The sequence below is a fragment of the Thiobacillus sp. genome, from assembly GCF_030696885.1.
Taxonomy (GTDB): domain Bacteria; phylum Pseudomonadota; class Gammaproteobacteria; order Burkholderiales; family Thiobacillaceae; genus Thiobacillus.
The window spans coordinates 97,255-121,167 of the sequence record NZ_JAUYRI010000003.1; the positions used below are offsets into that span (position 1 = coordinate 97,255).

Below are 23,913 nucleotides of genomic sequence, written 5' to 3' on the forward strand. Positions count from 1 at the left end.
CGCCGTAGCGCGTCCCCTTTCTATTGCCTCTCGCTGGCGTGGTTTTCCGGTGCGTACCGGGCACGCTAGAATGCGTCTTTGTTTCCAGTACCCGCACCATGACCGTCACCATCAAAACCGGCGCAGAAATCGAGGGCATGCGCATCGCCGGCCGGCTCGCGTCGGAAGTGCTCGACTACATCACGCCCTTCGTCAAGCCCGGCGTCACCACCGGCGAGCTCGACCGGCTGTGCCATGACTACATGGTGAACGTGCAGGGCACCATCCCGGCGCCGCTGAACTACGCGCCGTCCGGTCACGCGCCCTACCCCAAGTCGATCTGCACCTCGGTCAACAACCAGGTCTGCCATGGCGTGCCGGGCGACAAGCTGCTGAAGAACGGCGACATCGTCAACCTCGACATCACGGTGATCAAGGACGGATGGCACGGCGACACCAGCCGCATGTTCGCGGTCGGCGAGGCGACGATCCAGGCCAAGCGCCTGATCCAGATCACCTACGAAGCGATGTGGGTCGGCATCGACCACGTCAAGCCGGGCGCGCGCCTGGGTGACATCGGCCATGCCATCCAGCGTTTCGCCGAGAACCACGGCTACAGCGTGGTGCGCGAATTCTGCGGTCACGGCATCGGGCTCAATTTCCACGAAGACCCGCAGGTGCTGCACTACGGCAAGTCTGGCACCGGCCTGGTGCTGGAAACCGGCATGACCTTCACCATCGAGCCGATGATCAACGCCGGCCGCCGCGACATCCGCCAGATGAACGACGGCTGGACCATCGTCACCAAGGACCGCAGCCTGTCGGCGCAGTGGGAACACACGATCCTGGTCACCGACAGCGGCTACGAAGTGCTGACCGTGTCGGCCGGCTCGCCCGCCGTACCTGACCACGTCCGCCGGGCCGCGTGAGCACGCCGCCGTTCGCCGACCTCCGCGAGCGGCTCAAATCGGGTCGCGCCGCACTCGCAGCCGGCTACCTCAAGCGCCGCGCCGCGGCGCATTACCTGACGCGCCACGCCGCACTGGTCGACGGCGTGCTGTCCGAACTGTGCGAGCGGGTGCAGCTTCCCGCCGCCTATTGCCTGGCCGCCGCCGGCGGCTACGGCCGCGGCGAGCTGTTTCCCGGCTCGGACGTCGACGTGCTGCTGATGCTGTCGCACGAGCCCGCGCCGGACGAACAGGCTGCGCTGGAAACCTGGGTGCAGGCCTGTTGGGACGTCGGCCTGGAAATCGGTCACAGCGTGCGCACCATCGAGGCCTGCATCACCGAGGCCGATGCCGACATCACGGTGGAGACCAACCTGATGGAAGCGCGCTTCGTCTGGGGCAACAGCGCGCTGTTTGACACCTTCGAGCGCCGCTTCCAGGCGCGCTTCAACGCCCAGCACTTTTTTGACGGCAAGCTGGCCGAGCAGCTGGCGCGCCATGCACGTTTCGACGACAGCGCCTACAAGCTGGAGCCCAACCTCAAGGACAGCCCGGGCGGCCTGCGCGACCTGCATACCATCCACTGGCTGGCGCAGGCCTGCGGCATCACCGGCGGCTGGAACGGCATCGCCCGCGCGGGGCTGCTGACCCAGGCCGAGGCGCGCCGTATCGCGCGCGAGGAGCGCGCGCTGGCGACCCTGCGGATCCAGCTGCATTTGCTGGCGGGCCGCCGCGAAGACCGCCTCGCCTTCGATTACCAGACCGAGCTTGCCGAGCGCATGGGACTGGCCGCCGCCACGCACAAGCGTACGGGCGAAACCCTGATGCAGGGCTACTACCGCGCCGCCAAGCTGGTGCAGCGCGCCAACGATATTCTGATCCAGTCGCTGCGGGTGCGGCTTTTTCCGGTGACGGCGCCGCCGCAGCCGATCGATGCCGATTTTCAGGTGCGCGCCCGCCTGCTCGAAACGCGCGCGCCCAATCTGTTCGAACGCAAGCCCGACGCGCTGTTGCGCATCTTCATCGTCTATGCCCAGCATCCTGCGCTGGCCGGATTCGAGCCGGCCACGCTGCGTGCGCTGTGGCGTGCCAGCACCCGCATCGACGCCGCCTTTCGTGCCAATCCGACGCATCGGGCGCTGTTCATGACGCTGCTGCGGCAGACCACCGGCATCACCCGCGCGATGCGCGCGATGCACCGCTACGGCCTGCTGGCGCGCTACATCCCGGCATTCGGCCGCGTGGTGGGGCAGATGCAGCATGACTTGTTCCACGTCTACACGGTGGACGAACACATCCTGACCGTGCTGCGCAACATGCGGCGCTTCACGGTGCCCGAGCTCGCGCACGAATATCCGCTCGCCAGCCGTCTGATCGCAGCCTTCGACAAACCCGAGTTGCTGTATCTGGCCACGCTGTTCCACGACATCGCCAAGGGCCGCGGCGGCGACCACTCGGTGCTCGGCATGGCCGATGCGCGTCGGTTCTGCCGCCAGCATGGGCTCGACCGAGCCGACAGCGATCTGGTCGCCTGGCTGGTGGAGATGCACCTGGCGATGTCGCGCACCGCGCAGAAAGAAGACATCAGCGATCCGGACGTGATCGCCGCGTTTGCCGCTCGCATCGGCAACCCGCGGCACCTGGCGGCGCTGTATCTGCTGACCGTGGCTGACATCCGCGGCACCAGCCCCAAGGTCTGGAACGCCTGGAAAGGCAAGCTGCTGGAAGACCTCTATCACGCCACCCACGCCCGGCTGGCGGGCGGTGACGAAGCGGTGGCCGACATCGCCGCCAAGCAGGCCGAAGCGCGGGTCAATCTCGCCCTCTATGGCCTGCCGAACAGTGCCGCCGACACTCTGTGGCAGCACCTTGATGCACGCTATTTCATCCGCTTCGACGCCCGCGACATGGCCTGGCAGGCGCGCATGCTGTGGCGCCGCACCAGCAGCCCCGATGCCGTCGTACGGGCGCGCCTGTCGCCCGCTGGCGAAGGCATCCAGGTGCTGGTCTACACGCCCGACCGCCCCGATCTGTTCGCCCGCATCTGCGGCTTCTTCGCGCGCATCCAGTACACCATCCTCGAAGCCAAGATCCACACCACCCGGCACGGCTATGTGCTCGACACGTTCCAGGTGATGGACATGGCCAATCGCGGCATTCACTACCGCGATTTTCTGAGCTATGTGGAGCACGAACTGACGCGCGATCTCGATCCGGCGCGTCCGATGCAGGCGGTACCGCGGGGCCGCCTGTCACGCCACCAGCGCCACCACCCCTATCCGACCACGGTCAGGCTGGAGGCCGACGCGCAGGGGCACGGCCACATGTTGTCGATCACCTGTGCGGATCGCGGCGGTTTGCTGTTTGCGGTGGCGGAAACCCTGATGCAGCATGACGTGAACGTCTATGCCGCCAAGATCGACACGCTCGGCGAGCGGGTGGAGGACACGTTTCTGATTCGGGGCGCCGGCCTCGAGACGCCGGCCGGGATGCAGGCGGTGGAAACCCGCGTGCGTGAGGTGCTGCAGTAAATCAGGCGGACGGGCGGGCGTATTCGTCGACGTAGCGTCCGCGCGCGGGTGCCTTGCGGGCAGGCGGCGCTTTCTTGCGCACGCCGTCGGCCGGTTTTTTGACTTTCTCTTCCGGCTCGGTCTTGGTGCGGTTACGCACGCGCCCCGGGCGCACCACGGTGCCCACTTCTGCGGCCACCAGGGCATATCGGCCTCCGGCAGCATTCGCCTGGCCGTCGATCCCGCTACGCGGGGCCCTCGCCGGGTGGCTCATGCGGCCACCCGCCATTCCTTGAGGCTGCCGGCCAGGGTGCGGGTGAGGGCGATAAGGCTGCCGAGAAGGTCGGGGCTGGGGGTGGCTTCGCAGAGATCGATCTTGCTGTCGGCGTAGACCGACAGGATCAGCAGGTTGTGTTGCACGTCTGCCGGCAGGTCGAGCGTGCCTTCGGCCAGCGCGGTCTGGATCGCATGCCAGACCGTGCGGCTGGCCTGCAGGGCCTGCGCCAGACGCAGTTCGTGGTCAGGGGTGTTCCAGTGCCGCTGCACGTCCATCAACTGGGCGGCGATGTCGTCGAGTTGGGCGACCTCGCCCATCGCCACGCCGGTACGGGCGGTGCGGTGCGGAATATGCAGAATCGCGGGTTCCGGGATCATTCTTGTCCTTGTTGCCTGTGCCGGGACACCACGCCCACGGTTACGCTACAAATTAGCGGTCAGGACCGGGACAACTTTAGACGGCAGCAATGGCACAAAACGACCGTTGGTCGGTCAGTCATCCTGCAGATGCTGGCCGGGAAACAGCACGTCGGTGAAGCCGAAGTCGCGCAGATCGCGGATGCGCATGGGGTATAGGATGCCATTGAGGTGGTCGACCTCGTGCTGGACCACACGGGCATGGAAACCGCTCACGCTGCGATCGATCGGCCGCCCTGCCGCGTCGTGCCCCTGGTAGCGCAGCGCCACGTGGCGCGGCACCCGCCCGCGCATGCCGGGCACCGACAGGCAGCCCTCCCAGTCCGTTTCCATCTCGTCGGACAGTGGGGTGAGCACCGGATTGATGAGCACCGTGAACGGCACGGATTCGGCGTCGGGGTAGCGCGGATTGAGTTGCCGCGGGTCGACGTTGACCTCGAACATCACCACCTGCAGGCCGACGCCGATCTGCGGCGCGGCCAGACCGGCACCGTTCAGCGCGCGCATGGTGTCGTGCATGTCGACGATCAGCTGCGCGAGCTCGGGCGAGCCGAAATCGCCCACCGGGCGCGCCGGCGCCAGCAGGCGTGGATCGCCCATCCTCAGGACGTCGCGGATCGCCATGGCTGCTCCAGTTGATTCAAGTCTGTAGCTTCGAGCCAGCGCCAGCCGCCGGGCGGCAGATCCGCAGGCAGCGGAAAATGGCCGACCGCCTCGCGGTGCAGCGCAATGACCCGGTTGCCGGTCGCACCGATCATGCGCTTGACCTGATGGTATTTGCCTTCGGCCAGCGTCAACTGCAGCGTGGTCGCGTCGAGCCGGTCGCAGGCCAGGGCGGCAACCGGCACCGGCGTGTCGTTGAGCTGGACGCCGCTGCGCAGCGCATCCAGCATGGCATCCGTCACCTCTTCGGCGCAGCGGGCACGGTAGACCTTGGCCACGCCTTTCTTCGGCGAGATCATGCGGTGGATGAACTGGCCGTCGTCGGAAAACAGCAACAGGCCGCTGGTGTCCTGGTCGAGCCGCCCCACGCACTGCACGCCACGCTGCAGCAGCAGCGGCGGCAACAGGGAAAACACGCTCGGATGATGGCTGGGATGGTGCGAGCATTCGTAGCCGACCGGCTTGTGCATCAGCACATAGGCCTGCGCGCGGTAAGGCCAGCTGACGCCGTCAAGCGTCAATTCCAGCCCGGCGGGATCGACCTCGGCCTCGGGGTCATCGCACAGCGTGCCATTGACCGCCACCTCGCCGGCCCGCACCCGTGCCGTGCAGGCCTTGCGCGAACCGAAGCCCTGCGACTGCAATGCACGCACCAGTTTCATGTCGCCCGCACCCACGCCTTCAGGCCTTGCTTTGCGCAGTGGCGTCGTCGGTCACCAGCTGTTCGATCAGGCGCCGCACCTGCAGCATCACTTCACCCAGCATGGCCTGGACTTCACCCATCTGGATGCCTTCGGCCGAGCGCCCGCGGCCGGCCGCCTGGTTCACCACCGCGCCGACGGCGGCGTAGCACAGCTCGAGTTCGCGTGCCAGATAGGCTTCGGGCATCCCGGTCATGCCGACCATGTCGACGCCGTCGCGCTCCATGCGGTTGATTTCGGCCGCCGTTTCCAGGCGCGGCCCCTGCGTCACGCCGTAGACCCCGCCATCGCGCAGCGTGATGCCGGCGCTGGCGGCGGCCTCGAGCAGCGCCGCACGCATCGCCTCGCAATACGGCAGGGTGAAATCGAGATGGACCACGGGCTTGTCGCCACCGACGAAATACGTCGCCTCGCGGCCGTGCGTGTAGTCGATGATCTGGCTCGGGATCACCAGCATGCCGGGAAGCAGGCCGGGATGGATCGCCCCGACGGTGGCCACCGAGACCACCCGGTCGACGCCGTGGTCTTTCAGCGCCCACAGGTTGGCTCGGTAGTTGACGTTGTGCGGCGGAATGGTGTGGCCATAGCCGTGGCGCGCCAGAAAGATCACCTCCTGGCCGCAGATGCGTCCGAAGGTGAGTGCGCCCGAGGGTTCGCCGTAGGGCGTGCGCGCCACCTGGCGGTGAGTAATTTCCAGATTGGCGAGCTGGGTAAGCCCGGTGCCGCCGATGATTCCCAACATGTTCAGTCTTCCTTCAATGCATAAATTGCAGGCAGGTTGCGCCACACGCCGTAGGCGTCCATGCCGCAGCCGAATACATAACGATCGGGCACGTCCAGTCCGACGAAATCGGCCCGGATCGGTTTGGCGAGGCCGTTGGCCTTGTCGGTCAGCACGGCCGACCAGACGCGCGCCGCGCCCATTTCCAGCAGCTTGTCGCGGATCGCCGCCAGCGTTTCGCCCTCGTCCAGGATATCGTCCAGCACCAGCACATGGCGGCCGGCCACGCTTTGCCCCGGCAACACCTTCCATTCGATCTCGCCGCCGTGCGTCTTGCCGCGATAGCGGGTGACATGCAGGTAATCGAACTCCAGCGGAAAGCCCAGCTTCGGCAGCAACTGCCCGGCAAACACCACCGCGCCGCCCATCACCGGCAGCACCAGCGGAAACGCCTCACCCAGGGCCTGGCCGATTTCGTCCGCCAGGCGATCGATGGCCGCCTGCACGGTTTCCGCAGACGCGACGCATTCGGCATGGTCCAGCAACTGCTGCGCTTCCGGCGGTGTCATGGCGTCAGGCATCCAGGCAAAAACCGGCAGTCTAAGCCCTCGACGCCGATGTTTCCAGACTGCATGTGCCTCAAGTAAGCTTGCGCCATGTCAATTCCCGCTGCATCACCCCCCGCATTCGACGCCGTCGGCTGGCTGGCCGACGCGCGCCAGCTGCCTTCGCCCAATTGCGATGCCCGGCCCGAGAACGTCGCGATCGAACTCATCGTCATCCACAACATCTCGCTGCCGCCCGGTGTATTTGACGGCGACGCGGTGATCGAACTCTTCACCAACCAGCTCGACTGGGATGCGCACCCGTATTACCAGGGCATCCGCGGCCTCAGGGTATCGGCGCATTTCTTCATCCGCCGTGATGGCACGCTGATCCAGTTCGTGCCGTGCAGTCTGCGCGCCTGGCACGCCGGATCATCGACCTGGCAGGCGCGCGACTGCTGCAACGATTTTTCCATCGGCATCGAACTCGAGGGCACTGACGACCTGCCCTTCACCGACGCCCAGTACGCGACCCTGGCGCCGCTGCTGCAGCAGTTGAAGCAGGCCTATCCGATCCGCGACGTGGTCGGGCACAGCGACATCGCGCCAGGCCGCAAGACCGACCCCGGTCCCCATTTCGCCTGGCAGCGGCTCGATGCGCCGCTGGCCTGATTCGCTGCGGTACGTCAGCATTGGCCTCGCCGCGCTGCTGGCGCTGTCCGGCTGCGCCGCGACGCTCGATCTGGACGTCGAACGTCCGATCTCGCATGCCGTTTCCCGGCACGCCGACACGCCCTTGAACGCGCAGCTGGCGCCGCAGATTCCGGCGGGCGAATCGGGCTTTCATCTGCTGCACGATGGCCACGCCGCGCTGGCAGCCCGGCTGTCGCTGGCGCAACGCGCCACCCGCACGCTCGATGTGCAGTCCTATCTGTTTCACAACGACACCACCGGCAAGCTGGTCGCAGCCACCTTGCTGGCCGCGGCGGAACGCGGGGTGCGGGTGCGCCTGCTGGTCGACGACATCGATACCGCCGACAAGGAGCTCCGTCTCGTCACGCTGAACGCGCACCCCAATATCGAAGTGCGCCTGTTCAACCCCTTTCACACCCGCAGCGCCAGCCTGCTGGTCAAGGCCTGGCAGGCGCTGCTGGACCACGTCCGGCTCAACCGCCGCATGCACAACAAGGTCTTCATCGCCGACAACCAGATCGGCATCACCGGCGGACGCAATATCGGCGACGAATATTTCAACGCTCATATGGATTTCGCTTTCATCGACCTTGACGTTATCGCCGCCGGCGCCATTGTTGACGCCCTGTCGCAATCGTTCGACCAGTACTGGAACAGCGCTGCCGCGGTGCCCGCGACCGCCCTGCCGGTCGCCCCGGATGACGTCCAGCTGCTGCGCGCAACCCGTTTTCTGCAGCAGTTCCGTTCCCGCAACCTGGACAGCGACTACGGCCGCACCCTGACGGCCGCCGACCCGCTGCCAAAGCTGCTGGCAGGCCATCTGCCCTGGCACCTCGCGCATGCCGATCTCATCGTCGACCCGCCCGAAAAAGCCATCAACCCGGAGACGGCCGCGTCCGAGCTGCTGATCGGCCAGCTCGCGGGTTTGTGGATCGACCCCGCACAACGCGCGCTGATCGTGTCGCCCTACTTCGTTCCGGGCGCGATGGGCATGGCGTATTTCAACTACTGGCGCCATCAGGGCGTACAGATCGACGTGCTGACCAACGCCTATGCCGCCAGCGACGTCCCGCTGGTGCATGCCGGCTACGCCAACTACCGCGTGCCGCTGCTCGAAGCCGGCGTCAATCTCTACGAACTGAAACCGACCGCCGAACCGATCGGCGGGCGCCTGCGCGATCTCGGCAGCGGTTCGTCGAACGCCAGCCTGCACGCCAAGACTTTTGTCTTCGACGACGCGCATGTGTTCATCGGCAGCTTCAACTTCGACCCGCGCTCGATGCACCTCAACACCGAGATGGGGCTGGTCATCCGATCTCCAGCACTCGCGCGCCAGGTCACTGCCCTCGTCGAGCACGCCATGCGTCCCGAACGCAGCTACCAGCCGCGCCTGGTGACCGCAGATGCCGACAACGGCACGGCAAAACGCCTGCAATGGCACGATACCCACCAGGGCGTCGCGCGGGTTTTCGAGGTCGAACCCGAAACCAGCCCGATCCAGCGCGGCCTGCTGCGTGTGCTGCAAACGCTGCCGATCGAAGAACATCTGTAAGCCACGCTAGAATCGGATCTTTGAGTTACCAGGACTGCGCATGCGCCTCGGCACCCCCCTCTCCCCTTCCGCCACCCGCGTCATGCTTCTGGGTGCGGGCGAACTCGGCAAGGAAGTCATCATCGCGCTGCAGCGGCTGGGGGTGGAGGTCATCGCGGTTGACCGCTACGCCAATGCGCCCGGCCACCAGGTGGCCCATCGCGCCTATGTAACCGACATGAGCGACCGCTCGGCGCTGCGCGCGCTGATCGAGGCGGAAAAGCCGCACTGGGTGGTGCCGGAAATCGAAGCCATCGCAACCGAAGTGCTGCTGGAGATCGAGGCCGCCGGCATTGCGGCCGTCATCCCCACCGCGCGCGCCGCCAACCTCACCATGAACCGCGAAGGCATCCGCCGGCTGGCTGCCGAAACGCTGGGGCTGCCGACTTCGCCCTACGTGTTCGCCGACACGCTGGCTGAGATGACGGCCGCCGCGGAAAAGCTCGGCTACCCCGTCATCGTCAAGCCGGTGATGTCGTCATCCGGCAAGGGTCAGTCGAAAATCGACGACGCCAGCCAGCTGGGGGCGGCCTGGGATTACGCCTCCGCCGGCGGACGCGTCAACAAGGGGCGCGTCATCGTCGAGGGGGTGATCGACTTCGATTACGAAATCACGCTGCTGACGGTGCGTGCGGTCGGGGCGTCGGGCGAGATCGAAACGCATTTCTGCGAACCCATCGGGCATGTCCAGGTGGCGGGCGATTACGTCGAATCGTGGCAGCCGCAGCCGATGTCGGCCGCGGCGCTGCAGCGCGCACACGAGATTGCCGCCGCCGTCACCGGCAACCTCGGCGGCCGCGGCATTTTCGGCGTGGAACTGTTCGTGAAAGGCGACACCGTCTGGTTCTCGGAGGTGAGTCCGCGTCCGCACGACACCGGCATGGTGACCATGGCCACGCAGCGGCAGAGCGAATTCGAACTGCATGCGCGCGCCATTCTCGGTCTGCCGGTCGATGTCAGCCTGCGCGAACCCGGCGCCTCGGCCGTGATCTACGGCGACATGGAGGCGGCCGGCATTGCGTACGACGGCGTGGCCGAGGCGCTGCGCACGCCCGGCGTCGACCTGCGGCTGTTCGGCAAGCCGCAGGCCTTCGTCCGTCGCCGCATGGGCGTGGCGCTGGCTTTCGCAGCCGACACCGATACGGCGCGGCGGCACGCCAAGGCCGCCGCCGCCGCGATCAAGCCGGTGAAGATCTGAATATGCAGACGCACTACGAACGCCTCGGCGGCAACGAGATCATCCGGCAACTGGTCGACCGCTTTTACGACCTGATGGACGAAGACCCCGACTACTACGGCATCCGCAAGCTGCATCCGGCCGACCTCACCGAATCGCGCAACAAGCTGGCCTGGTTTCTCTCCGGCTGGACCGGCGGGCCGCCGGAATACACCGACCGCTTCGGCCACCCCTTCCTGCGCCGCCGGCATATGCCCTTTACCGTAGGCGTTGCCGAACGCGACCAGTGGATGGGCTGCATGATGCGCGCGATGCAGGACGTCGGCGTGGACGCGGCGCTGCAGCAGGAACTGACCGCCGCCTTCTTCAAGACCGCCGATTTCATGCGCAACCAGCCTGAATAAGATGAAACGTTTCATTGGCTGGAGTGTGCTTTTTTTCATGCTGGCCGGGCTCATTGTGCTGCCCTGGCTGGCGCTGGAGGACGCGCCGGCGATCGAACCGCCCGCCGAATTCCGCCGCACCGACCTGGCCTGGGTCAAATCGCTGTTCCAGAAGCACGACCCGCGCCGCCAGACCCCCGACGTGGTCCACAGCATCCTGCTCGACGAAGCCGAGGTCAACCGGCTGCTCAATTACGCGGTCGAATTGCGCCAGGTCAATGGCATCGCAGCCGAGCTCACGCCCGGTCTGGCCACCCTCACCACCACCCTGGCCGTGCCGCGCAATCCGTTTGGCCGCTATCTCAACTTCACCGCCGAAGTGGCGGATGTGCCCGGCGGCATTCGCATCCGCAGCCTGCAGCTCGGCAGCCTGCCGGTTCCGGGCGCGCTGGCCGACGGCATCGCACGGCTGACGCACCGCAGGCTGCTGCGCGACGAAACCTACGCCTCGCTTGCCGCGGCTTTTTCCCAGGTGAATTTCGACGAAAACCAGGCCACGCTGGATTACCGCTGGCACCCCGCTCTGATGACGCAGATCGAGCGCAAAAGCGCGGAGCTGCTGATCGCGCCGGAGGATCAGGCACGCATGCTGGTCTACGCCGAGCACCTCGACAGCCTGATCAAGCGCTATCCGCATGGCCGCACCGTGGCACTGGTTGAGGTGGCTGCACCGCTGTTCGACTTCGCCCGGACAATCGACGGCGACGAAGCCGAGGAAAACCGCGCCGCGCTCACCGCCCTGGGCGCCTACCTCTCCGGCATCAGCCTGCCCAAGCTGCTGGAAGGCGACAGCCGCTCGATCCGGCGCGCGCCGCGCGTGCTGCTGTCGCTGTACGGGCGGCGCGATTTTGCCGAACACTATGTGATTTCCGCCGCACTCGCCGTCAATGGCGGCAGCCGGCTCGCCAATGCCATCGGCCTGATCAAGGAAGAGGAAGATGCGACCAAGGGCTCCGGCTTCAGCTTCACCGATCTGGCCGCCAACCGCGCCGGCGTTCAGCTCGGCGAGCACGCGCTGGGCGAGACCGCCGCGCAGGTTCAGCAACAGCTGGCCGCCGCCCGCAGCGACGCCGATCTGATGCCCGATTTCCGCGATCTGCCAGAATTCATGTCGCAGATCGAATTCGACCGGCACTACGGCCCCATCGGCGGTCCGCGCTACCAGCAGATCATCGACCGCATCGACGCCCGGCTGGCGGCGCATCCGCTGGCTCAATAAATAGTCAATAAACCCTGATATAATGCTGGGTTTCCCCGAATCCTGGCACCCATCATGTCCCGCAAGCTCCGCAATATCGCCATCATCGCGCACGTCGACCATGGCAAAACCACGCTGGTCGACCAGCTCCTCAAACAGTCCGGTACCTTCCGCGACAACCAGGCGGTTGACGAGCGGGTGATGGATTCCAACGACCTGGAAAAGGAACGCGGGATCACCATTCTGGCGAAGAACACCGCCATCATGTACGGCGACTACCACATCAACATCGTAGACACCCCCGGCCACGCCGACTTCGGCGGCGAAGTCGAACGCGTGCTCGGCATGGTCAACGGCGTGGTGCTGCTGGTCGACGCCGTCGAAGGCCCGATGCCGCAGACGCGCTTCGTCACCAAGAAGGCCCTGGCGCTGGGCCTCAAGCCCATCGTCGTGATCAACAAGGTCGACCGCCCCGGTTCGCGCCCGGACTGGGTCGTCGACCAGACCTTCGACCTGTTCGACAAGCTCGGCGCGACCGACGAACAACTCGACTTCCCGATCATCTACGCCTCGGGCCTGAACGGCTGGGCCTGCATGGACCTGAAGGATGCGCCGTCACACGGTGGCGCCGCGGCCGACATGGTGCCGCTGTTCGACACGGTGCTGGCCCACGTCCCCACCCCGCCCGGATCGGCGGATGCGCCGCTGCAGATGCAGATCGCCGCGCTCGATTATTCGACCTACACCGGCCGTCTCGGCGTGGGCCGCGTGCTCAATGGCCGCATCAAGCCCGGCATGTCGGTGGTGGTGATGAACCACGAAGATCAGGTCGCAACCGGCCGCATCAACCAGGTGCTCGGCTTCAAGGGTCTGGACCGCGTGCCGGTGGACGAAGCCGAAGCTGGCGACATCATCATCATTTCCGGGCTCGACGACATCGGCATCGGCGTCACCATCTGCGACCGCGAAAACCCGGTCGGCCTGCCGGTGCTGCCGGTGGACGAGCCGACGCTGAACATGGACTTCATGGTCAACGCGTCGCCGCTGGCCGGCACCGAAGGCAAGTTCGTCACCAGCCGCCAGATCCGCGACCGCCTGGCCAAGGAACTGCTGGTCAACGTCGCCTTGCGCGTCGATGAAACCGGCGACGCCGACGTGTTCCGCGTCTCCGGCCGGGGCGAACTGCATCTCACCATCCTGCTGGAAAACATGCGCCGCGAAGGCTTCGAGCTGGCCGTCGGCAAGCCTCGCGTGGTCTACAAGGAAATCAACGGCGAAAAATGCGAGCCGTATGAAAACCTCACCATCGACCTGGAAGACGATCACCAGGGCGGCGTGATGGAAGAAATCGGCCGCCGCCGCGGCGAACTCACCAACATGGAATCGGACGGCAAGGGTCGCACCCGGCTGGAATACCACATTCCCGCGCGCGGTCTGATCGGCTTCCAGAGCGACTTCATGACGATGACGCGCGGCACCGGCCTGATGAGCCACGTGTTCGACGACTACGGTCCGGTCAAAGCCGACCTGCCGGGCCGCCATAACGGCGTGCTGGTGTCGCAGGACAACGGCGAGGCCGTGGCCTATGCCTTGTGGAAACTGGAAGATCGCGGCCGCATGTTCGTCTCGCCCGGCGACAAGCTCTATGAAGGCATGATCATCGGCATCCACACCCGCGACAACGATCTGGTGGTCAACCCGATCAAGGGCAAGCAGCTGACCAACGTCCGCTCCTCGGGTACCGACGAAGCGGTGCGTCTGACCACGCCGATCAAACTGACGCTGGAATCCGCAGTCGAGTTCATCGACGACGACGAGCTGGTGGAAATCACGCCGAAGTCGATCCGCATCCGCAAGCGTCACCTGCAGGAACATGATCGCAAGAAAGCCTCGCGCGCAGCCGCTTGAATCCCCACCCGGCCTTGCGCCGGGACTGCGTAAAAAAGCCCGGCTTCGCGCCGGGCTTTTTTACGTGGGTCACGGGTAAAATCGACGCCATGCGTCCTGTCGAAATCGCCCTTTTCATTGGCCTTGCCGTCCTCATTCTGCTGGCTGTGGTGCTGCTGCTGCGCCTCGGCGCATTGCGGCGCGAACAAACCGGACTGCCCGCCCTGCTGACGCAAGACATGGATGCACGCCACCGTGCGGTGCTGACCGACCTGCATGCGGGTCTTGCACAGCAGTCCGACCGCATGCAGAGCCAGCTCGCCGCGCTGCAAATCGCGCAGACCGAACGGCTGGCAGAAACGCGCGCCACCGTCACCGGCCAGTTCGGCCAGTTCCAGACCGCGATGCTGGAAAAACTGATCGAGCAGGGACGCGCCGAGCAAAGCCTGCTGCAGGACACGCTCAAGGGCATGACCGCGCATTTCAACGAGCGCGTGCAGCAGCTCTCGCAGACCGTCGATGGTCGGCTCAACGAAATCTCCGGCAAGGTGGCCGAGCGGCTCGACGAGGGCTTCAAGAAAACCAACGAGACGTTTACCTCGGTGATGTCGCGGCTAGCGGTGATCGACGAGGCGCAAAAGAAAATCGAGGGCCTGGCGTCCAACGTCGTGTCGCTGCAGGAGATTCTCGGCGACAAGCGCTCGCGCGGCGCCTTTGGTGAAGTGCAGCTGGAAGCGCTGGTGCGGAACAGCCTGCCACCCGACGCCTATGCGTTCCAATACACGCTGAAAGGCGGTGCACGCGCCGATTGCGCCCTGATCCTGCCGGAGCCGACCGGTACGGTGTGCGTCGATTCCAAGTTTCCGTTGGAAAACTACAGCCGCATGTTCGACGACAGCCTGCAGTCGGGCGAGCGCGATGCGGCCAAGCGACAGTTCAAGACCGACGTCAAGAAGCACGTCGACGACATCGCCGCCAAATACATCGTCGCCGGCGAAACCTCCGACGGCGCGGTGATGTTCCTGCCGGCGGAAGCCGTGTTCGCCGAGATCCACGCCTACCATCCGGACCTGGTCGAGCACGCGCAGAAGAAGCGCGTGTGGCTCACGTCTCCGACCACGTTGATGGCGGTGCTGAACACCGCGCGCGCAGTGATCCGCGATTCGGAAACGCGGCGCATGGCGCACGTGATCAAGGACGAACTCTCCAAGCTGGCAAAGGATTTCGCCCGCTTCGACGATCGCATGAAGAAGCTCGCCAGCCACATCGAGCAGGCCAACAAGGATGTCAGCGAAGTGCGCATCTCCAGCGACAAGATCAGCCGCCGCTTCCAGCAGATCGAGCGGGTCGAGCTCGAACACCCGGACGTGGATGGCGCACGCCTGCTCGACAGCGACGAATGAACTGGTTTACCCGCTGGCGGCGCGCCCGCATTCTCGAGCGGCACGCCATATCCCCCGACGATTTCGACGCGGCCGCCGCCGCGTTACCCATCCTGCAGGGACTCGATGCAGCGGAGCGCACACGCCTGTGCGAAGCTGCCAGCCTGTTCATCCACGACAAGACGTTTTCCGCCGCCGGCGGCGCTGAAGTCGAGCCCGCCACCCGGCACCTGATCGCGTTGCAGGCCTGCCTGCTGACGCTCAACCTGTCCGAGGACAGCTACCGCGGCTGGAGCGAGATCATCCTGTATCCCGAGGAATTCCTGCGCCAGCGCGTAGAGACCGACGAAGCCGGCGTGGTGCATCACTCGCGCGACATCCTCGCCGGCGAATCCTGGCACGGCGGTCCGCTGGTGCTGTCGATCGCCGATGTGGCGGCGAGTGGTCTGGCCGACGGCTTCAACGTCGTGCTGCACGAGTTCGCCCACAAGCTCGACATGTTGAACGGCGATGCCAACGGCTTTCCGCCCTTGCACCGCGGCATGGATGCCGCCAGCTGGGCGCGCGATTTCACCATGGCCTATGAAGACCTGTGCGCGCGCGTCGACGCCGGCGAGGACACGGTCATCGATCCCTACGCAACCACCGACCCCGCCGAGTTTTTTGCGGTGCTGACCGAGGTGTTCTTCGAGACGCCGCATCTGCTCCATGCCGAATATCCGGCCATTTACCGGCAGTTGCAGCAGTTCTATCGCCAGCATCCACTGGTGCGCCTGGCAGCCCATGCGCACGCCTAAGCCCCATACGGCCGCCCGCATGGACGGCATCGCGCCCTTCCACGTGATGGATATCCTGGCGCGCGCGCAGGCGCTGGAAGCCGCCGGGCGCGACATCATCCATCTCGAAATCGGCGAACCCGATTTCGCCACCCCGGCGCCCATCGTCGAGGCGGGCGTCGAGGCGCTGCGGGCCGGCCACACCCACTACACCGGCGCGCTGGGCCTGCCCGCCCTGCGCATGGCCATCGCTGGTTTTTATGCGACACGCTGGCAGACCACCGTCGATCCCGCGCAGGTGATCGTCACGCCCGGTGCGTCGGGCGCATTGCTGCTGGCGCTGGGTCTGCTGGCCGGCCCCGGTGACGACGTGCTGATGGCCGACCCCGGCTACCCCTGCAACCGCCATTTCGCCCGTTTCTGCAATGCGCGTGTGGTCAGCATTCCGGTCGGCGCCGACAGCGGCTTTCAGCTCACGCTCGACCTGATCGAGCGCCACGCCACGCCCAGCACGCGTGCGGTGCTGATCGCCAGTCCATCCAATCCCACCGGAACCGCCATCGCAGCGGATGAACTGGCGCGCATTCACAGCTGGTGCGCGGCACACGACATTGCGCTGATCGTCGACGAAATCTATCTGGCGCTGACCTACGACGGCGCTGAACACAGCGCCGCGCGCTGGGACGACGTGTTCGTCGTCAACAGTTTTTCGAAATATTTTCTGATGACCGGCTGGCGGCTGGGCTGGCTGCGCGCCCCCGACTGGGCGCTGGCCGATCTGGAGCGTCTGGCGCAAAACCTGTTTCTGGCCGCGCCCACGCCGGCGCAACATGCGGCGCTGGCTGCCTTCTCAGCGACCACGCTGGAGGAACTCGAAACCCGCAAGGCCGAACTGCGCGCGCGCCGCGATTATTTGCTGCCTGCGCTGCGCCAACGCGGCTTTATCATCCCCACCCAGCCGCAGGGCGCCTTTTATTTATATGCCGATTGCAGCGCGCACACCGACGACAGTTTTCGTTTTGCGCAAAACCTGCTTGAACAGGCCGGCGTGGCGGTGACCCCTGGCCTCGATTTTGGCGAGCATCAGCCGCAACGCTACCTGCGCATCGCTTACACGCAGCCGCTCCCGCGCCTGATCGAAGCGGTGGCCCGCCTCGACCGGTTCCTGGCCTGAACACGCGCTCCCCGCGAATTGCAGGCGAAAAAAAACCGGCCCGAAGGCCGGTTTTTTCGTTCCTTGCCTTGGTATTACTGGGCAGGAGCAGGAGCAGGAGCGGCAGCGTCAGCAGCGGCGCCAGCAGCTTCGCCAGCAGCAGTTGCGGCTTCGCCAGCAGCAGCAGCAGCGTCAGCAGCGGGAGCAGCAGCGTCAGCAGCGGCTTCGCCAGCTTCGACAGCAGCATCGCTGGCTTCGACTGCAGCTTCGCCAGCTTCGATTGCAGCTTCGCCAGCAACTTCAGCAGCAGGCGCAGCAGCTTCTTCTTTTTGGCCGCAAGCGGTCATGGAAACAGCCAGCAGAGCGGCCAGGAGGACGGAATATTTCATTTGATTTCCCTTAAATTACGATTGATAACCCACACCAGAGATCGGTCCGGGATTTGATATCCAGCCGACGCGCGGATTCTAGCAAATCGGCAAAAGAAAACCACTATCTATTAATTTTCTTCCATTCCGGCCGTTACACGTTGTTACGCCGCAACACTTTGCGCTGTTCGCATGGGCAGGCACGCGCTGGCGCATCCGCCAAAACCACGCTCGCCGGCGCTATTCGGCGCTCTTTTCGCGCACGAAGGCCAGCAAGGCATCCGGCAGGTTTCCCGCCGCCAGCGCACGATGAAACGCCGCGCGCGCTTCGCCGACCCGGCCCTGCGCTTCCAGCGCGAGGCCCAATCCCATCCACCAGGTCCCCTGCCCCGGCTGCAGGTCGAGCGCCAGCTCGTACTGGCGCACCGCCTCGGCATGCCGTCCCAGGTTCACCAGCAATGCCGCCAGCGTGGCGCGGTATTCCGCATTGACGCCGCGTCCTGCCTGTCCGCCCAGCAGGGTGGCGGCGGCCGCCGCCGTATCGCCCCGCGCCGCCTGCAGCCGCGCCAGTGCCAGCGCAAACCAGGCCTCCTCGGGCGCAACCGCACGGCCTTCATTCAGCACCGTCTCGGCTTCCCGGTCCTGGCCTGCCTCGCTCAGCAGGGTGGCCAGCATCTGGCGTGCGGCAATGTGGCGGGGAAACGCCTGGAGCGCGGCTTCCAGCAAGGGACGCGCCTGGGCATCACGACCCGCGCGGACCTGCGCGATCGCCTTGCGATAGTGCGTTTCGGCGTCTTCCTCGGGGGTGGGCTGCCGGGCCTGCTTGCGAATCTCCGGCGGCGGCAACGCTGCTGCGGGCGGCGCGGGGACGACCGCCGCCGCCACGGGCATCGGGGTCAGTGCGGATGGCGTGGGGTCAACGGGCGGCGCAAGGGCCTCGGCGGGCAACGCGGCCGGGGGCGCAGGCGTCTCAGCCGGCAGCGCAAGCGCGGGAGCAACCGGAACCGGCTCAACGGCCACCGGCGGCGGAGTTTCCGCTACCGGCACGTTCGCTGCGGGCAGCATGGGGTCGAGCGCAGCCGGCATGTCGGCCGGCTGCGGCCACAGCCACAGCAGCACGCCGGCGAGCACCAGCAACGCGCCGGCCAGGCCCCACAGCGCCGGGACGACACGCCGCGGCGAGGCCGGCGCCTGCGCGGGCGCCGGGGCGGCGGGGGCAGCGTCCTTGCGCGCATCGAGTTCACGCAGGGTCTGGTTGATGATGCTCATGCGGATCGCTCCGACCGGGTCATCATGTCAGGCTGGCCAGATACAACCCACCTGCAGCCGCGCCGGCAGCGCACAGCGCCAGCACACCCGCTGCCCAGCGCCGGGCGCGGTGGAGCGGGCGGGCAGCCAGGGTGTCGCGTGCGGCCAGTCGCATGTCACGCCGGTCGACATGCCATACCCCCCGGCCGTACGCCAGCATCAGCGCCTTGTGGGCGATGACGTTGACGACGCGCGGGACGCCGCGGCTGGCCTGATACAGCAGGCCGACGCTGGGTGCGCTGAACGGCGATCCCCGTCCGACGGCGTGGCCGGCGCGCGCGAGCCGGTGGTCGAGATAGCGCGGCAACTCGGCGCGCGTCAGCGGACGCAGCCGGTCGTGGAAACTGATCCGGGTCTTCAATTGCGGCACGGCATCGAGACGTTCGTCCAGTTCCGGCTGCCCGAACAGCACAATGGTCAGCAGCTTGCGCTTTTCGGTTTCCAGATTGGACAGCAGGCGGATCGTTTCCAGGCTCGCGAGTGGGATCGCCTGGGCCTCGTCGACGATCAGCACCACATGGAGCTGCTGCTGTGCCAGCGCGATCAGTCGCGACAGAATGGCCTTGTGCACGTGGTAATGGCTTTCCGCACCGGTCAGCTTAAGGCCCATCTCCTCGGCCACGGCAAACAGGATGCCATCAGGCTCGAGCGCAGGATTGGGCAGATAGACGGCACGACAGTGCGTAGGCAGCGAAGCCAGCAAGGTGCGGCACAACAGGGTCTTGCCGGTGCCGACCTGGCCGACGATCTTGATGAAACCTTCGCCGTTCTCCAGTGCGTACAGCAAGGTGTTGAGCGCTTCCTGATGCGGCGGCGAGGCAAAAAAGAAGTCGGTGTCGGGCGTCAGCCCAAACGGCGCCTCGGCGAGGCCGAAATGCGCCAGGTACGACAGGCTGCGACTGTCCGGCGCCGCCACGGTGCTATCGCTGCTCGGATTCGGTTCAGCAGGCATGGCGCACGCCAGCGTGGTCATGGCTGCGGGGCGGGCCGCTCGAAGCGTTCGAGGCGGATGCGCGTGGCTTCCGCATCGGCCTGCCAGTCGTCATGGCTGTTGATGACGGTCGGCTTGATCAGAATCACCAGTTCGCTCTTGCTTGCGCTCTGGTTGGTGTTGCCGAAGAAATACTTCAGCAGCGGGACGCTGCCCAGCCCGGGCACGCGATTGGCCGTGTCGTCGAACGACTGTTTCATCATGCCGCCGATGGCGACGATGCGGCCGTCTTCCACCTGCACGATGCTGTCGGTTTCCGACACCGCGCTGGAGGCGAGCGGCAGGGTCAGGCTGCCCGCCTCGCCGGCGTCGATATTCTTGATCTTTTCCGTCACCACGCTGACCGAGGGCCGCACATGCAACGTGATGCGGCCTTTCTCGTCGATCTGCGGCGTCACGTCGAGCGCAATGCCGGAGAAGAACGGCTGCAGCGTTACGCTGGGCGTGGTGGTGGTGCCGGCGCCGCCGGTGTTGCTGGTGGTGGACACGTCGGTCACGAAGAAATCGTCGGTGCCGACCTTGATCACGGCTTTCTGGTTGTTGAGCGCGGCGATGCGCGGGCTCGACAACACATGGACCGAACCCTGGGTTTCCAGAAAGTTGATCAGTGCGGCAAAACTGCGCGTCTGGAAGGCCAGGCCGAACAGGCCGCCGGAGGTGCCGGACGCCGCGGGCAAGCCGCTGCCGAGCACGCTCGCCAGGGTGCCGGTGACGGCGCCGGTCACCAGATCGAAGCTGCCGCTATTCGCGCCCATCGAAGCCTTGTGCACGCCGTCGTTCAGAATCGACCAGTTGATGCCGGTCTGGAAGCCGTCGTTGAGACGCACTTCGAGGATCTTCGCTTCCAGCATGACCTGCCGTTCGACCGCCAGCGCCGTCGCCTTCAGAAAGCGTTCGACTTCGCGCATGGACCGCGGCACCGCCTTCACCACGACGACGCCGGAATGCGGGCTCAGGATCACCGTGCCAGCTTCACCGACGATGGCGGTCAGCGCCAGCTTCAATTCGCCCCAGAAATCCGAATTGAGCGTCGTGTTGATTTTGCTGGTTTCCAGCGACTGCTGCGAACTGCCGCCGCCTCCGCTTGCGCTGCCGCCGGATGCGGAACTGACCGATCCCGAAATCACCCGAGTGTCGGAGGCGCCCGAGCGCGTGCCGGCGAGGTAGTTGACCTTGAAGATACGAGTTTGCGCAGTCAGCGGCTGCACCACGACACGTCGATCCTCGATGACGTAGTCGTAGCCGTACAACTCGCGGATCGCGGACAGCGCTTCGGGCACGGTGGTGTTCTTGAGGTTGGCCGAAATCGTGCCGGCGACATCGGGATGCACCAGCATGCTGTAGCGCGTGCCGGAGACGATGGCCATGAACACGTCCTGCGCCGGCGCGCCGCTGACCACCAGGTCGAAGCGCGGCTCCACCGGATCGAGCGCGCCCTTGGGCAGTTCCAGCTTGAGCGGGGGCATCAGCGCGGCGCGCGCCTGCGCGTCGGTGACGGCCGGCGCGGCCGGCACCGGCTGCGCCGCCTGCACGATTTCCTGCTGGATCGCCTGCTGCGCCTCGCGTTGCGTGAGGGGGCCGGCACACGCCGACAAGATCAGCGGGGCCAGCATCAGAGTGAAGCGCGTCTTCATCCGCATGTCTCCTGTTTCTGTTATTTGCCGCGCGGTCGTTTATCGACCAGCGGATAGAGTTTCAGCACCGTGGTGTCGCCGTCGCGGCGCAGCACTACTTCACTTTCGGTGATGCGCACCACCGTGGCACCTTGATATCGACCCCCGACGGCGATTTCCTGACCGCCGATGATGGCGATGCGCCGGTTGCCGACCTGCATGATCGCGGTCAGCGGAATGTCCGTTCCGGCAGCTTCGCCAGGGGCGACCATGGCGGGCGGCGCGGTCGGGTCCTGCAGGGCGCCCGCCGCCAGCGGCAACGCCAGCCCCGCAGCCAGGATCATCCGCATCATACGCGCAGCCATGCTTCCTCCAGGCTCAGGGTGTGAATGATCAAGGTAAGCGACAGGTCGGGACGTGTCGAAGCGTCGAGCCTGGCCTCGACCCAGCTCAGATTCCATGGCAGGGCTTCCAGCTTCTCGAGATAAGCGACCAGATCAGCATATCCCCCCTTCACGGTGACCTCGATGCGGTGCCGATAAAACCCGGGCAACGCGCCCTCGGGCGCGCCCGGCAACGCAACCGGCTGCGGACTCAGCGTCTTGAAACCTTCGACCCGGATACCCGGCTGTCCGCGCACCACATCCCTCAGCACCTCGCGCATCTGCTCGGGCGGAATCAGGGAGCGCTCGCGTAACTCGAGTTCGGCATTCAGTTGCGCCAATCGCGCGTCCTGCACGGCAAGCGCTTGCCGTGCAGCCTGATCGGGGTCGCGCCCTGCCGGTCCGGCATGCAGGCTGCGCTGCTGCGCAATGGACTCGAGCCCTGCTGTGGCCATATCCAGACGCGCGTGCGCCGCCTGCTTGCGGCCTTGCGCGACATCGATCAGCAGCGTTTGCACGAGCGCAAGCCCGACTATCACCGCCGCCGCAAAGATGAACCCCCTTTCGCGCAGGCTCATCGCGCCAATGCGCTCATTCAACAGGGTCAATTGCTTATTGGCCATCGGATTTCCCCTGTTTGTCCGTGTTGCCCGAGATCAGGGTGAAGTCGATATGCGCGGGCAACCCAGCAACCTCTGCCGTGGAAGCCCCGGCTGTCATTCCGGAAAACCGCATGCCGGAAAAGGCGGCCTGCTTGCCGAGCTGGTCCAGGTAGGTCGTCAGCAATCCGGCATTCAAGGACGATCCCTGGAGCTCCACGTAACCCGGCGCGAGGGTGAATCCATTCAGCCACACGCCCTCCGTGTGGCTGTGCGAGAGTGCGCGCAGGCGCGGCGCAAAGCCCGTCGCGGTGCTTTTGAGCGTGCCGCCGATGGACGCGAGCAAAGCCTCACGTTGCACCACCTGGGCCCGCACCGTCTCGATGCGCCCGGTCAGCAACGCGCTCACCGGGCGGTCGGCGGCGGCGGTCAGCTGGTCCAGCTCCTGTTGTGCAGTGGCCTGCAGCGCTTCCTGCTCGGCCGCCCGGGTTTCAAGCGCGCCGGCCTGAACATGCAGATACGCCGTCCACGCCAGCGCCACGGCCAGAATCCCGCCCAGGCCCAGCGCCATTTCGCGCAAGCCGAAGGCATAGCGCTTTTTGAGCAGCAGCGGGCTGATGAGGTTGATCTGCTGGCTCATGGCTTGGTGTCTTCGATGCGCAGCGCGGCGCCAATGGCATGAAAACAGGGAGACGGCAGCGCGTTCACTTCCGGAACGGCCGATATATCCAGCACCTTCGCCACATCGAGCACCTCGACCGGCAGGGCCAGATTGCGTGCGAGACCGTCACGCAGGCGGTCGGCCTGCTCCATTGGCACCAGCAGCAGGCGATCGACCGGAATGCCGCCGAACTGGCGGTCGAAGTGATCCAGGCTGCGCTGAATTTCCAGGGTCAGGCGTTCCAGTGCAGTGTCGACCCCCTCGCTTTCCAGCAGCGACTGATTCACGCCCAGCGTGCGCGCCATGCACAATTCGCCGTCCAGCGTCAGCGTCAGCAGGCCGCCGGATTCGATGAAGGAAAAGATGGCCATTGCGCGTCCCGGCGTTTCCAGCCGGGTGGCCAGGTTGCGCTGGGCGGTTTCGAGTATGTCGATGATGCCGAGATTGAGGCCTGCCCGGGACGCGAGCATGGCCTCCTCGGCAAGCAGACTGTTTTGGGCCGCCACCGCAAAAATCTGCCGCGCATGGGTCAGGTGTTCCGGATGCGGCACTTGCATCACGTCGACGGTGCCGTCACCGGCATGAAAATCGAGCATGTCCTGAATCTGCCAGCGCACCGCGGACTTGAGTTCATCGGCGGGCACATTCGGCGCATCGAGCACACGCAGCCGGTAATCGGCCGGGTTCAGCACCACACTGGCCGGTCCCTTGCCGTGCAGTTGCGCCAGGGCGTCGCGCCAGTTGTCGCCCTTGACCGGCAGCACGCCGGCAGCGAGCAACTTGGGAATGGCCACCCTGCGGTCGACGCGCGCGAACGCAATGCGCCCCGGTAGGCGCAAATACGCGGTTAAGCCCTGCTCGCTCGCTCGACGGAAGAACCACATGGGTCTGACCTGAAAGTTTTTCTGAACTTAAACAAATAAGCCATTGT

25 protein-coding genes are annotated in these 23,913 nt (G+C 65.8%); 11 read left to right on the forward strand and 14 right to left on the reverse strand.

Going from position 1 to position 23,913, the window contains the following annotated elements:
* Positions 1 to 98: 98 nt before the first annotated feature.
* Positions 99 to 908, forward strand: coding sequence for a type I methionyl aminopeptidase (map, locus tag Q8R61_RS00585; protein WP_305533370.1), 810 nt, complete (start codon positions 99 to 101; stop codon positions 906 to 908).
* Positions 905 to 3,457: a [protein-PII] uridylyltransferase gene (locus Q8R61_RS00590; RefSeq protein ID WP_305533371.1), complete on the forward strand. Its 2,553-nt coding sequence runs from the start codon at positions 905 to 907 to the stop codon at positions 3,455 to 3,457. Before map ends, Q8R61_RS00590 begins: the two co-directional genes overlap by 4 nt.
* 1 nt (position 3,458) lies before the next feature.
* Here the strand turns inward: Q8R61_RS00590 and Q8R61_RS00595 are convergent, their stop codons facing one another.
* The 6 genes from Q8R61_RS00595 to Q8R61_RS00620 form a co-directional block, all read right to left on the reverse strand.
* Positions 3,459 to 3,635, reverse strand: coding sequence for a hypothetical protein (locus tag Q8R61_RS00595; protein ID WP_305533372.1), 177 nt, complete (start codon positions 3,633 to 3,635; stop codon positions 3,459 to 3,461).
* Positions 3,636 to 3,706: 71 nt separating this feature from the next.
* On the reverse strand, positions 3,707 to 4,090 hold the full coding sequence (locus Q8R61_RS00600; RefSeq protein ID WP_305533373.1) for a flagellar biosynthesis regulator FlaF: 384 nt from the start codon (positions 4,088 to 4,090) through the stop codon (positions 3,707 to 3,709).
* Between the two features lie 114 nt (positions 4,091 to 4,204).
* Positions 4,205 to 4,753 carry a peptide deformylase gene (def, locus tag Q8R61_RS00605; RefSeq protein WP_305533374.1) on the reverse strand — a complete coding sequence of 183 codons (549 nt, stop codon included), beginning with the start codon at positions 4,751 to 4,753 and terminating at the stop codon, positions 4,205 to 4,207.
* Positions 4,732 to 5,454, reverse strand: a complete 723-nt coding sequence (locus tag Q8R61_RS00610; RefSeq protein ID WP_305533375.1) for a pseudouridine synthase — start codon at positions 5,452 to 5,454, stop codon at positions 4,732 to 4,734. Before Q8R61_RS00610 ends, def begins: the two co-directional genes overlap by 22 nt.
* A gap of 19 nt (positions 5,455 to 5,473) precedes the next feature.
* Positions 5,474 to 6,235, reverse strand: coding sequence for an S-methyl-5'-thioinosine phosphorylase (locus Q8R61_RS00615; protein ID WP_305533376.1), 762 nt, complete (start codon positions 6,233 to 6,235; stop codon positions 5,474 to 5,476).
* A 2-nt stretch (positions 6,236 to 6,237) separates the two neighbouring features.
* Positions 6,238 to 6,783: a hypoxanthine-guanine phosphoribosyltransferase gene (locus Q8R61_RS00620; RefSeq protein ID WP_305533447.1), complete on the reverse strand. Its 546-nt coding sequence runs from the start codon at positions 6,781 to 6,783 to the stop codon at positions 6,238 to 6,240.
* Between the two features lie 87 nt (positions 6,784 to 6,870).
* Between Q8R61_RS00620 and ampD the strand changes: the two genes are divergently transcribed.
* The 9 genes from ampD (at position 6,871) to Q8R61_RS00665 (ending at position 17,080) form a co-directional block, all read left to right on the forward strand.
* Entirely contained in the window at positions 6,871 to 7,431 is a 561-nt protein-coding gene (ampD, locus tag Q8R61_RS00625) for a 1,6-anhydro-N-acetylmuramyl-L-alanine amidase AmpD (protein WP_305533377.1), read from the forward strand.
* The gene (locus Q8R61_RS00630) at positions 7,415 to 9,004 is read left to right on the forward strand and encodes a phospholipase D family protein (protein ID WP_305533378.1); all 1,590 of its coding nucleotides are present in this window, start codon (positions 7,415 to 7,417) and stop codon (positions 9,002 to 9,004) included. The genes ampD and Q8R61_RS00630 overlap by 17 nt, the downstream gene beginning before the upstream one ends.
* Before the next feature lie 40 nt (positions 9,005 to 9,044).
* Complete coding sequence (purT, locus tag Q8R61_RS00635) at positions 9,045 to 10,241, forward strand: formate-dependent phosphoribosylglycinamide formyltransferase (protein ID WP_305533379.1); 1,197 nt, start codon at positions 9,045 to 9,047, stop codon at positions 10,239 to 10,241.
* 2 nt (positions 10,242 to 10,243) lie between these two features.
* A complete protein-coding gene (locus tag Q8R61_RS00640; protein WP_305533380.1) occupies positions 10,244 to 10,624 on the forward strand; it encodes a group II truncated hemoglobin in 381 nt (126 codons plus the stop codon).
* A 1-nt stretch (position 10,625) separates the two neighbouring features.
* Positions 10,626 to 11,882, forward strand: coding sequence for a hypothetical protein (locus Q8R61_RS00645; protein ID WP_305533381.1), 1,257 nt, complete (start codon positions 10,626 to 10,628; stop codon positions 11,880 to 11,882).
* Positions 11,883 to 11,936: 54 nt separating this feature from the next.
* Entirely contained in the window at positions 11,937 to 13,769 is a 1,833-nt protein-coding gene (gene typA / locus Q8R61_RS00650) for a translational GTPase TypA (protein WP_305533382.1), read from the forward strand.
* 89 nt (positions 13,770 to 13,858) lie between these two features.
* Positions 13,859 to 15,151, forward strand: a complete 1,293-nt coding sequence (locus tag Q8R61_RS00655) for a DNA recombination protein RmuC (protein WP_305533383.1) — start codon at positions 13,859 to 13,861, stop codon at positions 15,149 to 15,151.
* Positions 15,148 to 15,927: a zinc-dependent peptidase gene (locus tag Q8R61_RS00660; RefSeq protein WP_305533384.1), complete on the forward strand. Its 780-nt coding sequence runs from the start codon at positions 15,148 to 15,150 to the stop codon at positions 15,925 to 15,927. Before Q8R61_RS00655 ends, Q8R61_RS00660 begins: the two co-directional genes overlap by 4 nt.
* Entirely contained in the window at positions 15,914 to 17,080 is a 1,167-nt protein-coding gene (locus Q8R61_RS00665) for a pyridoxal phosphate-dependent aminotransferase (protein WP_305533385.1), read from the forward strand. Before Q8R61_RS00660 ends, Q8R61_RS00665 begins: the two co-directional genes overlap by 14 nt.
* A gap of 74 nt (positions 17,081 to 17,154) precedes the next feature.
* Here Q8R61_RS00665 and Q8R61_RS00670 read toward each other — a convergent pair whose 3' ends face one another.
* The 8 genes from Q8R61_RS00670 to Q8R61_RS00705 form a co-directional block, all read right to left on the reverse strand.
* Entirely contained in the window at positions 17,155 to 17,448 is a 294-nt protein-coding gene (locus tag Q8R61_RS00670) for a hypothetical protein (RefSeq protein WP_305533386.1), read from the reverse strand.
* A 219-nt stretch (positions 17,449 to 17,667) separates the two neighbouring features.
* Entirely contained in the window at positions 17,668 to 18,696 is a 1,029-nt protein-coding gene (locus tag Q8R61_RS00675; RefSeq protein ID WP_305533387.1) for a tetratricopeptide repeat protein, read from the reverse strand.
* A 22-nt stretch (positions 18,697 to 18,718) separates the two neighbouring features.
* Positions 18,719 to 19,687 carry an ExeA family protein gene (locus tag Q8R61_RS00680; RefSeq protein ID WP_305533388.1) on the reverse strand — a complete coding sequence of 323 codons (969 nt, stop codon included), beginning with the start codon at positions 19,685 to 19,687 and terminating at the stop codon, positions 18,719 to 18,721.
* Between the two features lie 17 nt (positions 19,688 to 19,704).
* Positions 19,705 to 21,360 carry a pilus (MSHA type) biogenesis protein MshL gene (gene mshL / locus Q8R61_RS00685; protein ID WP_305533389.1) on the reverse strand — a complete coding sequence of 552 codons (1,656 nt, stop codon included), beginning with the start codon at positions 21,358 to 21,360 and terminating at the stop codon, positions 19,705 to 19,707.
* 20 nt (positions 21,361 to 21,380) lie between these two features.
* Entirely contained in the window at positions 21,381 to 21,704 is a 324-nt protein-coding gene (locus Q8R61_RS00690) for a hypothetical protein (protein ID WP_305533390.1), read from the reverse strand.
* Complete coding sequence (locus tag Q8R61_RS00695) at positions 21,689 to 22,345, reverse strand: hypothetical protein (protein ID WP_305533391.1); 657 nt, start codon at positions 22,343 to 22,345, stop codon at positions 21,689 to 21,691. Before Q8R61_RS00695 ends, Q8R61_RS00690 begins: the two co-directional genes overlap by 16 nt.
* Positions 22,335 to 22,961 (reverse strand): PilN domain-containing protein, encoded by a 627-nt coding sequence (locus Q8R61_RS00700; protein ID WP_305533392.1) that lies wholly within the window; start codon positions 22,959 to 22,961, stop codon positions 22,335 to 22,337. The genes Q8R61_RS00695 and Q8R61_RS00700 overlap by 11 nt, the downstream gene beginning before the upstream one ends.
* Positions 22,958 to 23,866 carry an agglutinin biogenesis protein MshI gene (locus Q8R61_RS00705; RefSeq protein ID WP_305533393.1) on the reverse strand — a complete coding sequence of 303 codons (909 nt, stop codon included), beginning with the start codon at positions 23,864 to 23,866 and terminating at the stop codon, positions 22,958 to 22,960. Before Q8R61_RS00705 ends, Q8R61_RS00700 begins: the two co-directional genes overlap by 4 nt.
* Positions 23,867 to 23,913: the final 47 nt, after the last annotated feature.